The organism is Pseudooceanicola profundus (assembly GCF_054919315.1).
In genome coordinates, this window is the sequence record NZ_CM142898.1 from 56,733 (window position 1) to 75,148 (window position 18,416).

General features: G+C 68.4%; 17 protein-coding genes. 11 read left to right on the forward strand and 6 right to left on the reverse strand.

Going from position 1 to position 18,416, the window contains the following annotated elements:
• The first annotated feature begins 50 nt into the window (after nucleotides 1-50).
• The 4 genes from ACX9MO_RS00265 (at nucleotide 51) to ACX9MO_RS00280 (ending at nucleotide 3,954) form a co-directional block, all read left to right on the forward strand.
• Complete coding sequence (locus tag ACX9MO_RS00265) at nucleotides 51-692, forward strand: SDR family NAD(P)-dependent oxidoreductase (RefSeq protein WP_222490315.1); 642 nt, start codon at nucleotides 51-53, stop codon at nucleotides 690-692.
• A gap of 383 nt (nucleotides 693-1,075) precedes the next feature.
• Nucleotides 1,076-1,858 (forward strand): 5'/3'-nucleotidase SurE, encoded by a 783-nt coding sequence (gene surE, locus ACX9MO_RS00270; RefSeq protein ID WP_222490316.1) that lies wholly within the window; start codon nucleotides 1,076-1,078, stop codon nucleotides 1,856-1,858.
• The gene (locus ACX9MO_RS00275) at nucleotides 1,855-2,499 is read left to right on the forward strand and encodes a protein-L-isoaspartate(D-aspartate) O-methyltransferase (protein ID WP_222490317.1); all 645 of its coding nucleotides are present in this window, start codon (nucleotides 1,855-1,857) and stop codon (nucleotides 2,497-2,499) included. Before surE ends, ACX9MO_RS00275 begins: the two co-directional genes overlap by 4 nt.
• Nucleotides 2,500-2,691: 192 nt before the next feature.
• Nucleotides 2,692-3,954: a peptidoglycan DD-metalloendopeptidase family protein gene (locus ACX9MO_RS00280; RefSeq protein ID WP_462214487.1), complete on the forward strand. Its 1,263-nt coding sequence runs from the start codon at nucleotides 2,692-2,694 to the stop codon at nucleotides 3,952-3,954.
• A gap of 289 nt (nucleotides 3,955-4,243) precedes the next feature.
• On the opposite strand, the gene ACX9MO_RS00285 is transcribed toward ACX9MO_RS00280, so the two are convergent.
• The 6 genes from ACX9MO_RS00285 to ACX9MO_RS00310 form a co-directional block, all read right to left on the reverse strand.
• A complete protein-coding gene (locus tag ACX9MO_RS00285) occupies nucleotides 4,244-5,092 on the reverse strand; it encodes an ATP-binding protein (protein WP_462213136.1) in 849 nt (282 codons plus the stop codon).
• The gene (gene tatC, locus ACX9MO_RS00290) at nucleotides 5,085-6,002 is read right to left on the reverse strand and encodes a twin-arginine translocase subunit TatC (protein WP_462213137.1); all 918 of its coding nucleotides are present in this window, start codon (nucleotides 6,000-6,002) and stop codon (nucleotides 5,085-5,087) included. The genes ACX9MO_RS00285 and tatC overlap by 8 nt, the downstream gene beginning before the upstream one ends.
• The gene (gene tatB / locus ACX9MO_RS00295) at nucleotides 5,999-6,514 is read right to left on the reverse strand and encodes a Sec-independent protein translocase protein TatB (protein WP_222490320.1); all 516 of its coding nucleotides are present in this window, start codon (nucleotides 6,512-6,514) and stop codon (nucleotides 5,999-6,001) included. Before tatB ends, tatC begins: the two co-directional genes overlap by 4 nt.
• 6 nt (nucleotides 6,515-6,520) lie before the next feature.
• Nucleotides 6,521-6,760, reverse strand: a complete 240-nt coding sequence (locus ACX9MO_RS00300; RefSeq protein WP_222490321.1) for a twin-arginine translocase TatA/TatE family subunit — start codon at nucleotides 6,758-6,760, stop codon at nucleotides 6,521-6,523.
• 174 nt (nucleotides 6,761-6,934) lie between these two features.
• Nucleotides 6,935-8,020 (reverse strand): ABC transporter ATP-binding protein, encoded by a 1,086-nt coding sequence (locus ACX9MO_RS00305; protein WP_222490322.1) that lies wholly within the window; start codon nucleotides 8,018-8,020, stop codon nucleotides 6,935-6,937.
• A gap of 669 nt (nucleotides 8,021-8,689) precedes the next feature.
• Complete coding sequence (locus ACX9MO_RS00310) at nucleotides 8,690-9,469, reverse strand: SDR family oxidoreductase (RefSeq protein WP_224821256.1); 780 nt, start codon at nucleotides 9,467-9,469, stop codon at nucleotides 8,690-8,692.
• Nucleotides 9,470-9,651: 182 nt separating this feature from the next.
• Between ACX9MO_RS00310 and ACX9MO_RS00315 the strand changes: the two genes are divergently transcribed.
• The 7 genes from ACX9MO_RS00315 (at nucleotide 9,652) to ACX9MO_RS00345 (ending at nucleotide 18,412) form a co-directional block, all read left to right on the forward strand.
• Nucleotides 9,652-10,659, forward strand: coding sequence for a Hint domain-containing protein (locus ACX9MO_RS00315; protein WP_462213138.1), 1,008 nt, complete (start codon nucleotides 9,652-9,654; stop codon nucleotides 10,657-10,659).
• Between the two features lie 369 nt (nucleotides 10,660-11,028).
• Nucleotides 11,029-12,636 carry a peptide chain release factor 3 gene (locus ACX9MO_RS00320; protein ID WP_462213139.1) on the forward strand — a complete coding sequence of 536 codons (1,608 nt, stop codon included), beginning with the start codon at nucleotides 11,029-11,031 and terminating at the stop codon, nucleotides 12,634-12,636.
• Nucleotides 12,633-13,253 (forward strand): hypothetical protein, encoded by a 621-nt coding sequence (locus ACX9MO_RS00325; RefSeq protein ID WP_462213140.1) that lies wholly within the window; start codon nucleotides 12,633-12,635, stop codon nucleotides 13,251-13,253. Before ACX9MO_RS00320 ends, ACX9MO_RS00325 begins: the two co-directional genes overlap by 4 nt.
• Before the next feature lie 55 nt (nucleotides 13,254-13,308).
• Nucleotides 13,309-15,096 carry a glycosyltransferase family 2 protein gene (locus ACX9MO_RS00330; RefSeq protein ID WP_462213141.1) on the forward strand — a complete coding sequence of 596 codons (1,788 nt, stop codon included), beginning with the start codon at nucleotides 13,309-13,311 and terminating at the stop codon, nucleotides 15,094-15,096.
• Entirely contained in the window at nucleotides 15,093-16,187 is a 1,095-nt protein-coding gene (locus ACX9MO_RS00335; protein ID WP_462213142.1) for a glycosyltransferase family 2 protein, read from the forward strand. Before ACX9MO_RS00330 ends, ACX9MO_RS00335 begins: the two co-directional genes overlap by 4 nt.
• Before the next feature lie 141 nt (nucleotides 16,188-16,328).
• Entirely contained in the window at nucleotides 16,329-17,846 is a 1,518-nt protein-coding gene (locus ACX9MO_RS00340; RefSeq protein ID WP_462213143.1) for a DEAD/DEAH box helicase, read from the forward strand.
• A gap of 107 nt (nucleotides 17,847-17,953) precedes the next feature.
• Nucleotides 17,954-18,412: a PilZ domain-containing protein gene (locus ACX9MO_RS00345; RefSeq protein WP_462213144.1), complete on the forward strand. Its 459-nt coding sequence runs from the start codon at nucleotides 17,954-17,956 to the stop codon at nucleotides 18,410-18,412.
• Nucleotides 18,413-18,416: the final 4 nt, after the last annotated feature.

Below are 18,416 nucleotides of genomic sequence, written 5' to 3' on the forward strand. Positions count from 1 at the left end.
CGCCGCCTGTTTCACTTGACCCGGCGCATCAAACCGCGCAGATCCCGGCCATGACTGACCAGATCGCCCTCATCACCGGTGCCTCGCGCGGGCTCGGCGCGGCGCTTGCCGCCGCTCTCGCGCCGACCCATCACATCGTCGCCGTCGCCCGCACCGTGGGCGGTCTCGAAGCCCTTGACGACCGGATCAAATCCGCCGGCGGCAGCGCCACGCTGGCCCCCATGGACATCACCAACCGCGATGCCATGGCCCAGCTCTGCCGCTCGATCTATGACCGCTGGGGCAAGATCGACCTCTGGTGCCACACCGCGATCTCGGCCCCGCCGCTTTCGCCCGCCGCCCATATCGACGCCAAGGACTGGGACAAGGCCGTGGCCTGCAACGTCACCGCCCTCGGCGTGCTGGTGCCCTATGTCGCGCCCCTGCTGGGGACCGAGGGCAAGGCGATCTTCTTCGACGACCCCGTCGTCGCCACCCGCTTCCACGGGGCCTATGGCGCCACCAAGGCCGCGCAGATCGCGCTCGCCCGCTCGTGGCAGGCCGAAACCGCGGCCACCGGCCCCGAGGTCCACGTGCTGACGCCGCTGCCGATGCCGACCGCCCTGCGCGGCCGCTTCCACCCCGGCGAGGACCGCGAGGCGCTCTCCGATCCCGACAGCGAAGCCGCCCGGCTGCTGCCCAAGTTCGCCTGACATTGGCCGCCTGACACCAGCCGACCAACATTGGCCGACCAGCATTGGCCGACCAGCTCTGGCCGCCTGACATTGGCCGCCTGACACCGGCCGCTTGCCTGGCCCGGGGCCGCGTCGCCACCGACGCGGTCCCGCCGCAAGCCAGACCGTCCGACAGAACCGCTGCGCCTACAAACCCACGACCGCGCCCTGCGCCCGCGGCCCATGCACCGCCGGGGGCCAGCCCCCCCCCGCCGGACGCCCGCCCGGGCGCCCTGCAAACCCGCGCTTTCCCCTGCCTGCCCGGCTTTTATGCCACGCCCGTCGCGGCAGCGCCTGCCACGGCTTGCCCCCCTTCCGGCCCTCGCTTATGCAGGGTCCAACCCAGGACGGAAGGCGAATTCATGCGTATTCTCATTACCAATGACGACGGGATCAACGCACCGGGTCTGAAGACGCTCCACGCCATTGCCGAGACCCTCGCGGGCCCCTCGGGCGAGGTCTGGACCGTCGCCCCCGCCTTCGAGCAATCGGGCGTGGGCCACATGATTTCCTACACCCGCCCGATGATCGTCTCGAAGATGGGCGAGCGCCGCTTCGCCGTGGAGGGCGCCCCCGCAGACTGTGTCCTCGCCGGGCTGCACGACGTGCTCAACGGCCAGCACGTGGACCTGATCCTCTCGGGGGTGAACTACGGCAACAACTCGGCCGAGAACGCGCTCTATTCCGGCACCCTCGGCGGCGCCATCGAGGGCGCGCTGCAGGGCATCCCCGCCATGGCGCTGTCGCAGTTCCTCGGGCCGGACAACTTCAACATCGACGATCCCTTCGAAGCCGCCGCCCAGCATGGCGCCGACGTGGTCCGCAAGGTGCTGGAGCACGGCCCCGCGGATGACGGTGACTACCGCCTGTTCTACAACATCAACTTCCCGCCCGTGCCCGGGGCCTCGGTCAAGGGCGTGCGCGCCTCGGCGCAGGGCTTCCGGCGCTACACCAAGTTCGGGATCGAACCCCATCTGTCGCCCTCGGGCCGCCGGTTCCTCTGGGTCAAGGGCGGCCAGCAGGGCGAGAAGACCGCGCCCGGCACGGATGCCCATGACAACCTCGAGGGCTATGTCTCGGTCACGCCGATGCGGGCGGACTTCACCGCCCATGACATGCTCGCCCCGCTGAAGGCCATCGAATGACCGACGCAACCGCCGAGCGGAAGATGCAGTTTCTCTTCGCCCTGCGCTCGCGCGGGGTCACCGACAAGCGCGTGCTCAACGCCATGGAAAAGATCGACCGCGGGGCCTTCATCCGCGGCATCTTCGCCGAGCGCGCCTACGAAGACACGCCGCTGCCGATCGCCTGCGGCCAGACCATCAGCCAGCCCTCCGTGGTGGGGCTGATGACCCAGGCGCTGGAGGTCCATCCCCGGGACAAGGTGCTGGAGGTCGGCACCGGCTCGGGCTATCAGGCGGCGATCCTCAGCCAACTGGCGCGCCGGGTCTATACCGCGGACCGTCACCCGCGGCTGGTGCGCGAGGCGCAGGGCGTCTTCGACGCGCTCTCGATCGCCAATATCACGACCTTCACCGCCGACGGCTCGCACGGGCTGCCGGACCATGCGCCCTTCGACCGCATAATCGTGACCGCCGCGGCGGAGGATCCGCCAGGGCCGCTCTTGGCCCAGCTCAAGATCGGCGGTATCATGGTGCTGCCCGTGGGCCAGTCGGACACGGTGCAAAGCCTGATCCGCGTGCGCCGCACCGAGACCGGGCTGGAATACGACGAGCTGCGCTCGGTCCGTTTCGTGCCCCTTCTCGAGGGGCTTGGCCGGGACTGAGACCGCCGGACAGGCGGCAGGGTGCGGTGAACGACGGCCGGGACAGCCCGAGGGCGCGCTCACGACGCCGCCCGGGGGCCCTCACCGGCCCGAGAGGCAGAGGCGCATCGCGCCACGGACAGGAGCAGACCCGGCCCGCGCAAGGGCCGGTATCCCCCGCAGAGCGGGGGTGGCGAGGGATCGAACATGACCATGATTGCAGGGCGTCCGAGCCCCAAGACACGGCGCCACGGCGCCCTCATGCTGGCGGGCGCGGCCCTGGCCCTGATGGCCGGCTGCACCGAGCCGCTGGACTTCGACATGCGCGGCCACCTCGGGGCCTTCAACACCTCGGAGGCGGCGCGCAACGCGACCATGTCGCGCCCGCGGCCCGACAACCGCGGGATCATCTCCTACCCGAATTACCAGGTTGCCGTCGCCCGCGACGGCGATACGGTGGCCAAGATCGCGGCCCGCGTCGGCACCTCCGGTGAGGCCCTGGCACGCTACAACGGGCTGCAGACCGGCGACACGCTGCGCGACGGCGAGATCATCGCCCTGCCGAGCCGCGTCGCCGAACCCTCGCCCGCCACCGGTGCCGTGGGCACCGGGCCGATCCGGCCGGCCTCCACGGTCGACGTGGCCTCCGTCGCGGGCCGCGCCCTCGACGAGGCGAGCGCCAGCGACGTCCAGACCTCCACCCTCGCCCCCGCCCCCACGGCAGCCCCGGCGCCGAGCGCCTCGGCCTCGCGCACCCCGGCCGCCCAGACCGGCGAGGAGCCGATCCGCCACAAGGTGCAGCGCGGCGAGACCGCCTTCACCGTCTCCCGTCTCTACAAGGTCTCGGTCCGCTCGCTGGCCGAATGGAACGGGCTCGACGAGAACTTCACGATCCGCGAGGGCCAGTACCTGCTGATCCCCCCGGTCGGCGCCCAGACTGCCCCGGTCAGCGCGGTACAGACCGAGGCCCCCGGCGTCGGTTCGCCCACGCCGGTGCCGCCGAGCTCGGCCGAACCGCTTCCGGCGGAAAAGACGGTGCCGCAAGCCGAGGCCCGCGCCCAGGCCAACCAGGTCGCCGCCGCGCCCGACCTCTCGGGCGGGCAAAGCGTCACCACGCCCCGTGCAGGGTCCGAGATGGTCTACCCGGTGAAGGGCAGCATCATCCGCACCTACACCAAGGGCAAGACCGACGGGATCGATATCGCCGCCCAGCCGGGCAGCACCGTCGTGGCCGCCAAGACGGGCTCGGTTGCGGCGATCACCTCGGACAGCGACAATGTCCACGTGATCGTGCTGCGCCACGCCGACGGGTTGCTGACGATCTATTCCAACGTGACCGGCATCGCGGTCAAGGAAGGCCAGCAGGTCTCCCAGGGCGCCAAGATCGCAGAGATCCGCCCTGGCGCTTCGCCCTACGTGCACTTCGAAGTCCGCCGCGGGATGAACAGCACCGACCCGATGCCCTTCCTGGAATGAGCGCCCTGCGGGCGCATACGATGCTTGGCCGGGCCTCCGGCCCGGCGCTGCCGGCCCTGACGGGCCGGGCCTCCGGCGGGGATATTTGAAAGCGAAAGATGTAAGGGGTTTCTTAACCCCGATCCGTCAGGCTCATCCCGCGGTACAGGCGGGGACGCCGATGACCGTAGCGAGAGATGCGCCCCTGTCGGAAACGGCAGGGGCGTTGAATTTTGGCAGGTCCATCTTTCGCTTGGAAATATCCCCGCCGGAGGCTTGAAATCCTTGCCCCGCGCCCGCCTCAGGCGGCTCAGCCTGCGGTTTTCAGCGCGACGCCATGCCGACCGGCGAGGTCGAGGAAGAACTGCCAGGCGACGCGGCCCGAGCGGGCGCCGCGGGTGGCCTGCCATTCGATCGCCTCGGCACGCAGCTTGTCGCGATCGACCGAGAGGCCGTGGGCCGCGCAGTAGCCGTCGATCATGGCGAGGTAATCGTCCTGGTTGCAGGGGTGGAACCCCAGCCAGAGGCCGAAGCGGTCGGAGAGGGAGACCTTCTCCTCCACGGCTTCCGCCGGGTTGATCGCCGAGGAGCGCTCGTTCTCGATCATGTCGCGCGGCATCAGGTGGCGGCGGTTCGAGGTCGCGTAGAAGAGCACGTTGTCGGGCCGGCCCGCGATGCCCCCGTCGAGGACGGCCTTGAGCGACTTGTAGTGCTGGTCGTCGTGGCTGAAGGAAAGGTCGTCGCAGAAGAGCAGGAAACGCTCCTCTGCCCCGCCGAGGATCGACATCAGGCGGCTGACCGTTGGCAGGTCTTCACGTTGGAGTTCGACCACCTTGAGGGCGTGGCCCTGGCGCAGCACCTCGGCGTGGACGGCCTTCACGAGGCTCGACTTGCCCATGCCACGCGCGCCCCAGAGGAGCGCGTTGTTGGCCGGCAGGCCACGGGCGAATTGCAGCGTATTGGCCAGCAGGATGTCGCGGGAGCGGTCGATGCCCACCAGCAGGCCGAGATCGACCCGGCTGACCCGCCCCACCGGGGCGAGGCGTTCCGGGGCGACCTGCCAGACGAAGGCGTCGGCCGCGGCGAAATCCGGGGCCTCCAGCGGCGCGGGCGCCATCCGCTCCAGCGCCGCCGCGATCCGGTCGAGGGGATCAGTCATCCTTCGGCTTCCCGGTCGTTTCCGCGTCGTCCTCGGGGTCATCGAACTCGCCCATCAGCGGGTCTTCGTCCGCGTCTTCCTCGTCATCGAGGAGGCCCTCTTCGCGCAGGCGCTCGAGGCGTTTCCGCTCGACCCGACGCACGAGGATGATGGAGATCTCGTAGAGCCCGTAGACCACAGTGAAGAGGATCACCTGGGTGATGATGTCGGGCGGGGTCACCAGGGCGGCCAGCACGAGGATCGCCACCACGGCGTATTTCCGCACCGAGCCGAGGCCCTCGGCGGAGACCAGGCCCGCCTTGCCCATGAGCGTCAGCAGTACGGGCAACTGGAAGCAGAGGCCGAAGGCGACGATGAACTTGATCGTCAGCGAGAGGTATTCCTGCGCCGAGCCCTGGAAGGCGATGCCGGCCACGCCCCGCTCAACCTCGCCATCGCCCAGCACGGTGCCGGGCTGCTGGAAGCCGAGGAAGAAGTCGAAGGCCATCGGCGTGACCACGTAGAAGGCGAAGGCCGCGCCGAGGAAGAACATCACCGGGGAGGCCACGAGGAACGGCAGGAAGGCGTTCTTCTCGGTCTTGTAGAGGCCCGGCGCCACGAAACGCCACATCTGAAGCGCGATATACGGGAAGGACAGGCAGAGCCCGCCGAGCAGCGAGATCGAGATCGCCACGAAGAAGCCTTCCTGAAGCTTGATCAGGATCAGGCCGCAGTCCCCGGTCTGGCCGCGTTCCGCCAGTGCCGAGCAGAGCGGCTGCGTCAGGAAGTTGAAGATCGGGTTCCAGACGGTGAAGCAGATCACCATGGCGACGATGAAGGCCACGACCGAATGGATGAGCCGCGTGCGCAGTTCCGCCAGGTGTTCGATCAGAGGGGCGGAGCTGTCGTCGATCTCGTCGGTTGGGCTCATGCGTCACCGGTCTTGGAGGAAGTCTCGGAGTTCGGCGCGGGCGCGGCCGGATCGGGCTTGGGGGCCGTAGCGGCGGCGGGCGCAGGATCCGGCTGGGGCTGCGCCGCGGCGGCGGCTTCCTCGGCCTTGCGCTGCGTCGCGCGTTCGGCGGCGGCGTTGCGGATTTTCTCCGCGGCCTCGGCCCGCTCCTTCGAGAGGTTTTCAGTATTGCTGCCGGCGGCCTTGTTCGCGGGTTTCTTCGCGGATTTCGGCGTCAGGTCCGCTGCGTCGCGCAGCTTGTCGAGGCCGAATTGTTTTGGATTCGCAGCATCACGGAGCGTCTTGGTGACGTCATCCACACCGGATTCCTTGGCCGCGTCCTCCATGGCGCGCGTGAACTCGCGCGCCATGCCACGGGCCTTGCCGACGAATTGGCCGACGTTCCGGAACAGGACCGGCAGGTCCTTGGGTCCGACGACGATCAACGCCACGATGCCGATGAGCAGCAGCTCGGACCAGCCCATATCGAACATGGCGGGTTACGCCTTGTCCTTGGTCGTTTCCGGGGTCTTCTCGGGGCTGTGCTCCGGCGTCACGTCGCGGGCGCCTTCGGCACTGGCGTCTTCGATTTCCTTCGTGCCGTCGCTCACGCCCTTCTTGAAGGCGGTGATGCCCTTGCCGACCTCGCCCATCAGGCCCGAGATCTTGCCGCGGCCGAAAAGCACCAGCACGACAACGGCGATCAGCAGAAGACCGGGCAGACCGATATTGTTCAGCATGACTTTGCTCTCCCATTTGGGGCCAACCGCGGTCGGCCCGGACTGTCCCCGGTATCTAATGGTTCGACGGAGGGGATGAAAGGTTGAAAGCGACGGGGTCACGGGCTTTTTTGCCGCGCCGCGCTATATCTGTCCGGTTCGAGCCCTGTCGCCGGGGTGCCGTCCCGTGTCCGTCTAAGCGCGTCGGGCCGGGAAGACGAAGCAGCGATCGCGCCGGATCGTGAGCCAGAGCGGCTTGCCGGGCCGTGGCAGGAAGACATTCGGCACCGTCGCCTTGAGGATCGAGCCGTCGTGATCCATGCGAAATTCCACGAGGCTCTCGTTGCCCATGAAACGGGCACGTTCCACCACGCCGCGCGCGGGCGTGCCGTCCTGGGGCGTCGGCAGCGGGCCCTGGCCGTTGCGATCGAAGTCGATCTTGAGGTGCTGGGGGCGGATCACGATCTCCACCTCCTGCCCGTCCGGCACGCCGGGCGCGAGGAACTGGCCGAAGGGCGTATCGGTCAGGGCGCCCTGCACCCTGCCCCGGATCACGTTGATATCGCTGAAGAAGGCCACGGCCTGCCGGTCGGCGGGGGCGTTGTAGATATGGTAGGGAGAGCCGCGCTGCACCACCTTGCCATCGCGCATCAGGGCGATCTCGTCGGCCATGCGCATGGCCTCTTCCGGCTCGTGGGTGACGAGGAGGACGGCGGCATCCTCTTCCTTCAGAACGGCCAGCGTCTCGTCCCGGATGTCGTCGCGCAGGCGGTTGTCGAGGCCCGAGAAGGGCTCGTCCATCAGCATGATGCGGGGCTTGGGCGCCAGGGCGCGGGCCAGGGCCACGCGCTGCTGTTCCCCACCCGACAGGTTGTGCGGCCAGGCGTCGAGGAAGCGGTGCAGATCGACCCGTTTCAGCATCTCCTCGACCCGGGCGCGTTTCTCGTCGCGGGAGCCGGAGAGGCCGAAGGCCACGTTGTCGGCCACGGAAAGATGCGGGAAGAGCGCGAAGTCCTGGAACATCAGCCCGATGGAGCGGCGCTCGGGCGGGATGCGGAACTGGGTGTCGCAGATCAGCTTGCCATCGACCCAGATCGAGCCCTCATCCTGCATCTCGACGCCCGCGATCATGCGCAGCGTGGTGGACTTGCCGCAGCCCGAGGGACCGAGCAGGCAGGTCACCTGCCCCGGCATCACGCTGAGCGACACGTCATCCACCACCGCACGCCCGTCAAAGCGGCGGATCAGGTTGCGAATCTCTAGTCTGGGTATCGTCTCCACCCTGCCCCCGCTGGCTGCGATCTTCGGCGCCTCTGGCGTGCCGAGTGATTTTGTCAGGTTCCGACCGCTCTAGCAGGCGGATCGGGGGGTGTCCACGGCCCGGCGCAGGGGCGGTGGCTGAGACTGAGACAAAGGCCGGGGGGCGCCGGGGGGACGGCTTGGGCAAGCCTGAGGGGCATCGCTTGGATCAGCAGCGGGATCGGCGCCTGTTGCAAACTGCAAAGGGGTGCTTTGCAAAGTCTTCGTCGCGGGCAGACCAAGGACTGGCGGCGACCGGGGGCGTACCGAGTTTGCAAACAGGTAGTTTGCAATTTGCAGAACGCGTGACGAGCGCGATACCGCGCAAGACTTTGGCAGGGCGTCGCGTCGAGCGCACGGAGGGCGGCGAAAGAGCGGACAGCGGACAGCGGACAGCGGACAGCGGACAGCGGACAGCGGACAGCGTACAGCGGACAGCGGACAGCGGACAGCGGACAGCGGACAGCGGACAGCGGACAGCGGACAGCGGACAGCGGACAGCGGAAAACCAGTGGTGTGGCCCGCCCCGCAAGGCAAGACGGGCCGCACGCGGATGCGGCGGCCCGACTATGCAAGGACGCAACCTGTGCAACGCTGCGATCCCGGATCGGCTGCGCGGCCCCGGGACAGCGCCCGGAGCCGCAGGCCGGCTTACATGGTGGTGTTGCCCACGCCGCCATCCAGCAGGATGTTCTGGCCGATCATGAAGCCCACGTACTGCGAGCACATGAAGGCGCAGGTGGCGCCGAACTCTTCCGCGGTGCCGATGCGACCGGTGGGATTGGCCGCGTTGCGCTTGGCGATGACCTCCTCGTAGGGGATCCCCTCCTTGGCCGAGGTGCCCTTGGCGAGCGACACGGCGCGGTCAGTCTCATGCAGACCGGGCAGCAGGTTGTTCATCACCACGCCCGAGCTGGCCACCTGCCGCGAGGTGCCGGCGACATAGCCGGTCAGACCCGCGCGGGCAGAGTTCGACAGGCCGAGGATGCCGATGGGCGATTTCACCGATTGCGAGGTGATGTTCACCACCCGGCCCCAGCCGCGCTCCATCATGCCGGGAACCAGCGCCTTGATCAGCGCGATCGGGGTCAGCATGTTGCTGTCGAGCGCCTTGATGAAATCCTCGCGCTCCCAGTCCTGCCACATGCCCGGGGGCGGGCCGCCTGCGTTGTTGACGAGGATGTCGATCTGGCCGCAGGCCTCGAGCACCTTGGCCCGGCCCTCTTCGCTGGTAATATCGGCCGCCACGGCCGTCACCTCGACGCCGGTCGCTTCGCGGATTTCGGCCGCGGTGGCCTCCAGCGCCTCGGCGCCGCGGGCGTTGATGACGAGGTTCACACCTGCCTCGGCCAACTTCATCGCGCAGCCCTTGCCCAAGCCCTTGGACGATGCGCACACAAGCGCGCGCTTGCCTTTGATCCCGAGATCCATTTACCTCTCCCTTCGGGTTTCGATGTATGCTCTTCGGGTCAACGCACTGGGTTGAAGCAACAATGACGGCAAATCATCAGGTATTTGCCTGCATCCAGCCACAATCCAGCCCTAGGCTCGCGGAGCGGTGCCCCGGAGATCCGGGACGCCCAAGACCCGAGCCTGCTGACCGGAAGTCCGAGATGATTACTGCCATTGCCAAGCCCGCAACGTCCATCCCCGTTTTTCCCGACCATGCCCTGAGCGTGGTCTCGGGCGCGAACGAGGGCGACGCGCTGTCCTTCGCCGAGGAGCTGCAGCCGGGCGATATCTATGCCCATGACGGCGCGGGCCCGGCCCGGCTCGCCTTTGCCACCGCCGAGGATGGCAGCCTGTCGGTGGCGCGCGACAGCGTGGTGGGCGTGCCCGGCCACGCGCTGCACCTCGACTGCTGTGCCACGTTCATGGACGACGACGGGCTGCCGGTGGAGGTGCTGGTGCTGGTCGAGGTGGACGACGCGGGCCATGTGGAGGCCGTCCATGCCCTGCCGCTCGCCCCGCTGGAGGAAAAGCGCGAGTACCAGCTGGTGGGCGCGGATCGCGACGGGGCCGCGCGCCGCTTCGCCGAGGTCGCCTGCGTCGCCTTCACCCGCGGCACGCGGATCACGCTGGCCACCGGGGCGCAATGCGCGATCGAGGACCTGACGGTCGGCGACCGGGTGCTGACCCGGGACGCCGGCGCACAGGAGGTGCGCTGGATCGGCCAGTCCACCGTGCGCGCCGTGGGCGAGTTCGCCCCGATCCTGATCACCGCGGGCACGCTGAACAACGAGAACGACCTGCTGGTGAGCCCGGATCACCGGCTCTTCATCTACCAGCGCTCCGACACGCTCGGCGCCGGGCGCTCCGAACTGCTGGTGAAGGCGCGCCACCTCGTGAACGGGCAGTCGGTGGTAAGCCGCCCCGGCGGTTTCGTGGAATATTTCCAGCTGCTCTTCGACCGGCACCAGATCATTTACGCGGAAGGCATCGCGGCGGAGACGCTGCTGGTGGACAGCCGCACGCGGCCCGCCCTGCCCGAGGGCCTCGACCCCACGCTGGCGGCGCGGCTCAAGCGCCATGGCGACGGGCTGCACGACCTGGAGGTGGGCGAGGCCCTGCTCGACCGGCCAGATGCGGCGGCCCTGCTGCGGGCGGCCTCGCGCGGGTGAGGCCGCGGGAGTTCTGAACCGGAACCAGGTCTGATCCAGCGGCCCGGCTGCGCCGGACGCGATGCTGGCTGCCCGGCCCGGCCGGTCAGCGGGCGCCTGACGGTGTCAGGCGCCGGGGCTCTGCCGTGGCGCGAAGGCTTGCGGGGCGGCCGGGGGCGCTGCCCCCGTCGCGTGCCGCGACTCCCCCGGAGTATTTGGGGAAAGATGAAGGCGCTTGGCCGGGGCGGACGTGGTGTGGCAGGCGGTTGGTCGGGCCTTGGTGTGCTGCCGTGAGCGGTGGCCTTCTGTCGATCGCCGTGCAGGTGGAAAGTTCCCGGCGTCCCGGCGCTGCCGCTTGCGCGGTTTTGCGGGCGGAGATATACGCGCGCCATGCTGGATACCGCCCATAACCGCCCCGCCCTGCCGCCCGAGATTGCGCGTCGTCGCACATTCGCGATCATCTCGCACCCGGATGCGGGCAAGACGACCCTGACCGAAAAGTTCCTGCTCTTCGGCGGGGCCATCCAGATGGCCGGCCAGGTCCGCGCCAAGGGCGAAGCGCGCCGCACGCGCTCGGACTTCATGCAGATGGAGAAGGACCGCGGGATCTCGGTGTCGGCCTCGGCCATGTCCTTCGATTTCAAGCACTTCCGCTTCAACCTCGTGGACACCCCCGGCCACTCGGACTTCTCCGAGGACACCTATCGCACGCTGACCGCCGTGGATGCGGCCGTGATGGTGATCGACGGGGCCAAGGGCGTGGAAAGCCAGACCCGCAAGCTCTTCGAGGTCTGCCGCCTGCGCGACCTGCCGATCCTGACCTTCTGCAACAAGATGGACCGCGAGAGCCGGGACGTCTTCGAGATCATCGACGAGATCCAGGAAAACCTCGCCATCGACGTGACCCCGGCCTCCTGGCCGATCGGCGTCGGCCGCGATTTCCTAGGCTGCTACGACATGCTGAACGACCGGCTGGAGCTGATGGACCGCGCCGACCGGAACAAGGTCGCCGAGAGTGTCAACATCCAGGGTCTCGACGATCCGAAAATGGAAGAGCATATCCCGCCCACCCTCCTGGCGCAGCTGCGCGAAGAGGTGGAGATGGCGCGCGAACTGCTGCCCGCGCTGAACCCGCAGGCGGTGCTGGAGGGGCATATGACCCCGATCTGGTTCGGCTCCGCGATCAACTCCTTCGGCGTGAAGGAACTGATGGAGGGCATCGGCGCCTACGGGCCCGAGCCGCAGGTCCAGAGCGCGCACCCGCGCCAGATCGCGCCGGACGAGGACAAGGTCGCTGGTTTCGTCTTCAAGGTGCAGGCCAACATGGACCCCAAGCACCGCGACCGGGTGGCCTTCGTCCGCCTCGCCTCGGGGCATTTCCAGCGCGGCATGAAGCTGACCCATGTGCGCAGCAAGAAGCCGATGGCCATCTCGAACCCCGTGCTCTTCCTCGCCTCCGACCGGGAACTGGCGGAAGAGGCCTGGGCCGGGGATATCATCGGCATTCCGAACCACGGCCAGCTGCGCATCGGTGACACGCTGACCGAGGGCGAGGCGCTGAAGGTGACCGGCATCCCGAGCTTCGCGCCGGAACTGCTGCAATCGGTGCGCCCGGGCGACCCGATGAAAGCCAAGCACCTCGAGAAGGCGCTGATGCAATTCGCCGAGGAAGGCGCGGCCAAGGTCTTCAAGCCCGCCATCGGCTCGGGCTTCATCGTCGGCGTCGTCGGCCAGTTGCAGTTCGAGGTCCTGGGCAGCCGGATCGAGTTGGAATACGGCCTGCCCGTGCGCTTCTCGAGCTCGCAGTTCACCTCGGCTCGCTGGGTCCACGGCCCCAAGGCGGAGGTGGAGACGTTCGTGAACACGAACAAGCAGCACATCGCCCACGACCATGACGGCGACGTGGTCTACCTGACCCGCCTGCAGTGGGACATCGACCGTGTCGAGCGCGACTACCCCGAGATCACGCTGAGCGCGACGAAGGAAATGATGGTGTGACACTGCAGAACCGCGTGCAACCCACGGGCGAGGTCCTGGCCATCCCGGCCCGGGGCACGCTCATGGGGAACCGCGGTATCCTGCATGATGATCACCAGAGGCTTGGGGTGGCGCGGTGGCGCCATCCGCACTGGATTTGCTGCGAACTCACGTTTCGCGGACGGCATCGGAAGGTGATGTCGCCCCGCGCCTACACGGAGCTCTTCTTCCTCGACGAGGTCACCGCCATGGCCGCCGGGCACAGGGTCTGTGCCGAATGCCGGCGGGTGGACTACGATGCCTTCCGCGCGGCCTGGGGCCGGGCCTTCGGTGCGCAGGTGAAAGCCGGCGAGATGGACCGCGTGCTTCACGCCGCCCGGGTGACGCGCGGACGGCAGCAGGTCCGCCATGAGGCGCCGGCGGACGGATTGCCAGCGGGCACCATGGTCTTCAGCGAGGGACGCACCCACGCGATCCGGGACGGCGCACTTCTGAAATATACACCAGAGGGTTACACGAGGAAGCTCACCCTGCCCCATGGCCCCGTGACCGTGCTCACGCCCGCGCCGCTGGTCGCGGTTCTCGCGGCGGGCTACCGGCCACGGTGGCACGAGAGCGCCACCCCGCGGGCCGACTGACCGCCCCGGCCGGATAAATCTTGCGTCGTCCCATCCGGCAGCGCATCTTCGCCCCATGACGAGCGAGCAGCGCACGACCTATGGCGGCTTCGGCCGGGTCCTGACCCGGATGGAGAGCCGTTCCGATCCCTTCCGCTATGGCGCGGGCGAGGCCCTGCCGCCCGGCGACATGGACCTGAGGCCGCTGTTGACGGAGGTCATCGGCGCGACCCCTGCCGCGCTTGCAGAGTCTAGATCAAGTTTTGCCTACAAGTGCCGGGAACTCATGGAGGAATTTCGCGGGGAGCCCGTGCTTCTCTGGCTCCACGGCCTGCTGATCGCGAACCTCCGGCGGCGCGGGCAGCCGGAACAGGCCGCCCCCTTGTTCCAACGTCTCTGGGCCGAGCATGGCGCCTTCCTGATCGACCATCTGAACAGCCGCTGGCTGGTCTCGGCCGTGACGACCTTCGGGGATCACGGCGCGACCGAGGTGCAGCGCCGGGTCGGCCTCTCGATGAACGTGCTCTTCAACACGATGAAGCTCTACGAGGCCGAGCGGCTGCATTCCGGTCGCACACCGGAGCAGCCGTTCGACCATCCCCACGAACGCCATCGCCTGCCGCTGGACATGGACGATTTCTCGCTCCGGTCCGGCGGGCTCGACGTGAACATGCTGGGGCGTCTCTGGGTCGAGGCGGAGGGTGATGCGGTGATCGCCCCGCTGGCCCATCACCTGCTGACGCTGCTCGACCGGGATGCGGGCGGGGTCTTCCGCCGGCTGCAACTCATGCGCGAGGCGAAGGGGGAGCCGGAGCCAGGAGAGGAGCGCCTGCCCCTGCCCGCAGACGCGCCGCGCGCGGACCCGCAGTTCACCTTGGCAAAGCCGAAGCTGGGCCATGTGGTGCCGGTCCCGCGCGAGGCCTCGGGCCGTCGCCGCTGGGGCGTGGTGGCGACCGTGAAGGCCCCCTTGGCGCAGATCGCCCGGTTTGCCGCCTGGCACCTGCGCACGGGCGCGGAGCGGGTGACGCTTTACCTCGACGCGCCGGAGGTGGCACAGGTGGCCTGGCTCTCTGCCCGTCCCGGGGTCGAGGTCGTGCCCTGCGATGCGGCCTACTGGGAGGGCCACGGGAAGCGGCCCAAGGCGCATCAACAGCGGCAGATGCGCAACGCCACCCATTGCTACGAAGGCACCGACCTCGACTGGCTCGCGCATATCGACGTGGACGAATTTCTGCTTGCACCAGAACCGCTTGGCGACATTCTTTCACGTATCCCCTCCGACATCGCGCTTGCCCGGCTGGCCCCGGTGGAACAGTTGGCAGGCACTGACGCGGAGGCCCTTTTCAAGACCACCGCACGCCGCGCCGGGCATGGCTCCGCGATGCTGGAGGAGGTGTATCCGACCTTCGGCATGCACCTGCGCGGCGGCTTCATCAGCCACCTGGAGGGCAAGGTCATCGCCCGCACCGGCCTGCCGCGTTGCCGTCTTGGCATCCATGCGCTGCTGTGGAAGCGGCAGGCGGCGGAGAATGCCGCTGAGCTGACCCTCTGCCACCTCGCCCATGCCCATGCGCCCGATTGGGGGAGCTTCGTGCGGCACCTCGATTTCCGGCTCGACCGGGGGTCTTATCGCAAGCAGGAAGACGCGCGGTTCCGTCTCAACGAATTGTTCAGCTATCTGCGCAAGAGTGAGGGCGAGGACGGGTTGCGGCTCTTCTTCGAGGAGGTCTGCACCGCCACCCCCGATCTTGTCGCCCGGTTGGAGGCGCGCGACATGCTGGTGCGATGGACGCTGGATCTGGATGCGGCGGTGGAAGAGGTCTTCGGCGGCCTGCCGGACGATATCCATGAGGGCAGCGCATGAGCGAGGGAGCGACCGGCACCATGGGCCGTCCTCTTAGCCGGGCGCAGGGACTGCCGGATACGCCTCCGGATATTGCGCCGGACGCAGAGGCCGGGAGGCTGAGCACCGCCGCCCCGCACGAGATCACGTGGGGTCTCGTCGCCACCGTCAAGGCGCCGCCCCCCAAGGTGCTGGACTTTGCCGCCTGGCATCTGGAGATGGGCGCCCACCGGCTCTGGCTCTACCTCGACGATCCGGAGGACCCGGTCTTCGAGGTGCTCAAAGCGCATCCCCGCATCCGGCCGACGCTCTGCGATCGCCGGCACTGGAAACGCCTTGGCCGGCGGCCGGAGAAGCACCAGCCGCGCCAGACACTGAACGCCACGCAGGCCTACGGCAAGGCGGATGTCGACTGGCTGGCCCATATCGACGTGGATGAATTCCTCATCGCGCCACAGCCCATGGCCCTGCTGCTCGCCGCCCTGCCCGACAGCTGCCACGCCGCCCGCATCCGCCCCATCGAGGCGCTTGCCCCCGGCGCGGATACGCCGGAGGGCACCGTCCGCTTCAAGGCCTGCGCACTGGACCGCAGCACCCGGCTGGCGCAATCGACGGAGATCTACCCGACCTTCGGCCGATGGCTGAACGGCGGCTTCCTGAGCCATGTGGCCGGCAAGCTCTTCGCCCGCCCGGGCCTGCCAAGGGCCGAGTTCCGCATCCACAACCTCAAGACGCCCGAAGGCGACAACCCCGGGCAGCAGGAAGTCACGCAGGTCGAACTGGCGCATTTCCACGCGCCGAACCTGGACGCCTGGCGCGCCGCCTATCGCTTCCGTCTCGAACAGGGGTCCTACCGGGCCGAGCTGAAACCGGCGCGCGCACGGGACAAGGGCGGGCTCTCGCTGCATGAGCTCTTCACCCTGATCGAAGCCGAAGAGGGCGAAGACGGGCTGCAACGCTTCTTTGCCGAGGTCGGTCAGGACAGCCCGGAGCTGCGCGGGAAACTGGCCGCCCATGGCCTGCTGAGGGAGCTCTCCCTCCCCCTCGACCGGCTGCGCGAAAAGCACTTCCCCGGGGCCCTCACGGGCAATGACGCGGCGAAACAAGCGTAATCATGCGATTTTATTGACGAAAACACAAAAATGCGTTATCTGCCCGGCGGGGGTACTTCATGCGGCGTTCAGCCGGGCCATCCGGGCTTCCCCCCTTGACAGACGCTGCGGGCCAGATGTGTCCGCAAACCACGGATACAAATGACAAAGTTCGCTGATCTGAACCTGGACCCCAAGGTCCTCAAAGCCATTGACGAAGCAGGCTACGAGTCGCCCACGCCGATTCAGGCGGGCGCGATTCCTCCCGCGCTGGAGGGCAAGGACGTCCTCGGCATCGCCCAGACGGGCACCGGCAAGACCGCCTCCTTCACCCTGCCGATGATCACCATGCTGGCCAAGGGCCGCGCCCGGGCACGGATGCCGCGCTCGCTGGTGCTGGCGCCGACGCGCGAACTGGCCGCCCAGGTGGCCGAGAACTTCGACACCTACACCAAGCACCTGAAGCTGACGAAGGCCCTGCTGATCGGCGGCGTCTCCTTCAAAGAGCAGGAACAGCTGATCGACCGCGGTGTCGACGTGCTGATCGCGACCCCCGGCCGCCTGCTCGACCATTTCGAGCGTGGCAAGCTGCTGCTGACCGGCGTGCAGATCATGGTGGTGGACGAGGCCGACCGGATGCTCGACATGGGCTTCATCCCGGACATCGAGCGGATCTTCTCGCTCACGCCCTTCACCCGTCAGACGCTCTTCTTCTCGGCCACGATGGCGCCGGAGATCGAGCGGATCACCAACACCTTCCTGTCGAACCCGACCCGGATCGAAGTGGCCCGTCAGGCCACCACGTCGGAGAACATCGAACAGGGCGTGGTCATGTTCAAGGGCTCGCGCAAGGACCGCGAAGCCTCCGAGAAACGCCGCCTGCTGCGCGATCTGATCGCCGCCGAAGGCGAGGCGCTGACCAACGCGATCATCTTCTGCAACCGCAAGACGGATGTGGATATCACCGCGAAATCGCTCAAGAAATACGGCATGGACGCGGCGCCGATCCACGGTGACCTCGACCAGTCGCAGCGTATGCGCACGCTGGATGGCTTCCGCGAAGGCACGCTGAAGCTGCTGGTGGCCTCCGATGTCGCCGCGCGCGGCCTCGACGTGCCCTCGGTCAGCCACGTGTTCAACTTCGACGTGCCCAGCCACGCCGAGGATTACGTGCACCGCATCGGCCGTACCGGCCGTGCCGGGCGCAAGGGCAAGGCCGTGATGATCTGCGTGCCGCGCGACGAGAAGAACCTCGCCGACATCGAGTCGCTGGTGGAAAAGACCATCCCGCGCATCGACGCGCCGGGCCGTCCCGCCATGGCCGAGACCGCGGAGGCCGAGGGCGCCGACGCCCCCGAGGCCAAGGACACCAAGCCGCGCCGCACCCGCACCCGGGGCCCGCGCAAGACCGAAGCCAAGTCGGACACAAAGCCGGAGGTCAAGCCCGAGGCGCAGGCGGAAGCTCCAGTCCAGGCCGCGCCCGAAGTGCAGGCCGAGGCCACCGCGCCCGAGAAGGCGCCTGAACGGGCGCCCGAGAAGTCCGATCGCAGCGGGTCTTCCCGCTCCTCCTCCCGTGGCCGTGGCCGCCGGGATGACCGCGACGACAAGAAGGTCGTCGGCATGGGCGATCACCTGCCCAGCTTCATCGCGCTGAGCTTCGAGGAACGCCGCGCCTCCTGAGGCGCATCACGGCCCGGCCCCGGTGCGTCCGGGGCCCCGGCCCTCCTTAAATCCTTTCTTCATGACCCTGCCCTAGCCTGACTCCGTCGACAGACGGGAGCGGGATCATGACGCGTGGCATTGAAGGGGACCCCATCGCGATCGCACGATCGGCGCAGAGGCCGGTCGCCGCGCCCTCCGAGAGACGGCGCCATGAACGCCTGCGCCTGCATCGGCTCTGTACGCTCATCACCCGCGATGCCCGCCTTCAGGGCTGGATCGAGGATGTCTCCCTTGGCGGGCTCCGGGTCCAGTTGCCCCTGCCGGTGGAGAGCTATCGCCTGGCCCCCGTGACGGGGGTCGACATCCCGGACCTGGGCCCGCTCACCGGCCCCGGCGCCTCCGATCCTTTCTATCCGCCCTCGGCGCACGCAGGATCGCAGACGCCCCAGGCCTGGGTCGCGGTAGAGCGGCGCTGGTCCAGCGGTCCCCAGATCGGCCTCCGCTTCACCACGCCGCACCGCGCGCGACCGGTGGCCGAGGCGCTGATCGCCCTGGCCGAGCGCGGTGGACCAATCCAGCGCTGACACC

Bases quoted from the DNA above. Each gene is read 5' to 3' on its own strand.
- ACX9MO_RS00345 (WP_462213144.1), top strand. From the start codon at position 17,954: ATGACGCGTGGCATTGAAGGGGACCCCATCGCGATCGCACGATCGGCG.
- ACX9MO_RS00285 (WP_462213136.1), bottom strand. From the start codon at position 5,092: ATGACTGATCCCCTCGACCGGATCGCGGCGGCGCTGGAGCGGATGGCG.
- ACX9MO_RS00310 (WP_224821256.1), bottom strand. From the start codon at position 9,469: ATGGATCTCGGGATCAAAGGCAAGCGCGCGCTTGTGTGCGCATCGTCC.
- ACX9MO_RS00280 (WP_462214487.1), top strand. From the start codon at position 2,692: ATGATTGCAGGGCGTCCGAGCCCCAAGACACGGCGCCACGGCGCCCTC.
- ACX9MO_RS00330 (WP_462213141.1), top strand. From the start codon at position 13,309: ATGACGAGCGAGCAGCGCACGACCTATGGCGGCTTCGGCCGGGTCCTG.
- ACX9MO_RS00275 (WP_222490317.1), top strand. From the start codon at position 1,855: ATGACCGACGCAACCGCCGAGCGGAAGATGCAGTTTCTCTTCGCCCTG.
- ACX9MO_RS00320 (WP_462213139.1), top strand. From the start codon at position 11,029: ATGCTGGATACCGCCCATAACCGCCCCGCCCTGCCGCCCGAGATTGCG.
- ACX9MO_RS00300 (WP_222490321.1), bottom strand. From the start codon at position 6,760: ATGCTGAACAATATCGGTCTGCCCGGTCTTCTGCTGATCGCCGTTGTC.
- ACX9MO_RS00265 (WP_222490315.1), top strand. From the start codon at position 51: ATGACTGACCAGATCGCCCTCATCACCGGTGCCTCGCGCGGGCTCGGC.
- ACX9MO_RS00335 (WP_462213142.1), top strand. From the start codon at position 15,093: ATGAGCGAGGGAGCGACCGGCACCATGGGCCGTCCTCTTAGCCGGGCG.
- ACX9MO_RS00315 (WP_462213138.1), top strand. From the start codon at position 9,652: ATGATTACTGCCATTGCCAAGCCCGCAACGTCCATCCCCGTTTTTCCC.
- ACX9MO_RS00340 (WP_462213143.1), top strand. From the start codon at position 16,329: ATGACAAAGTTCGCTGATCTGAACCTGGACCCCAAGGTCCTCAAAGCC.
- surE (WP_222490316.1), top strand. From the start codon at position 1,076: ATGCGTATTCTCATTACCAATGACGACGGGATCAACGCACCGGGTCTG.
- tatC (WP_462213137.1), bottom strand. From the start codon at position 6,002: ATGAGCCCAACCGACGAGATCGACGACAGCTCCGCCCCTCTGATCGAA.
- tatB (WP_222490320.1), bottom strand. From the start codon at position 6,514: ATGTTCGATATGGGCTGGTCCGAGCTGCTGCTCATCGGCATCGTGGCG.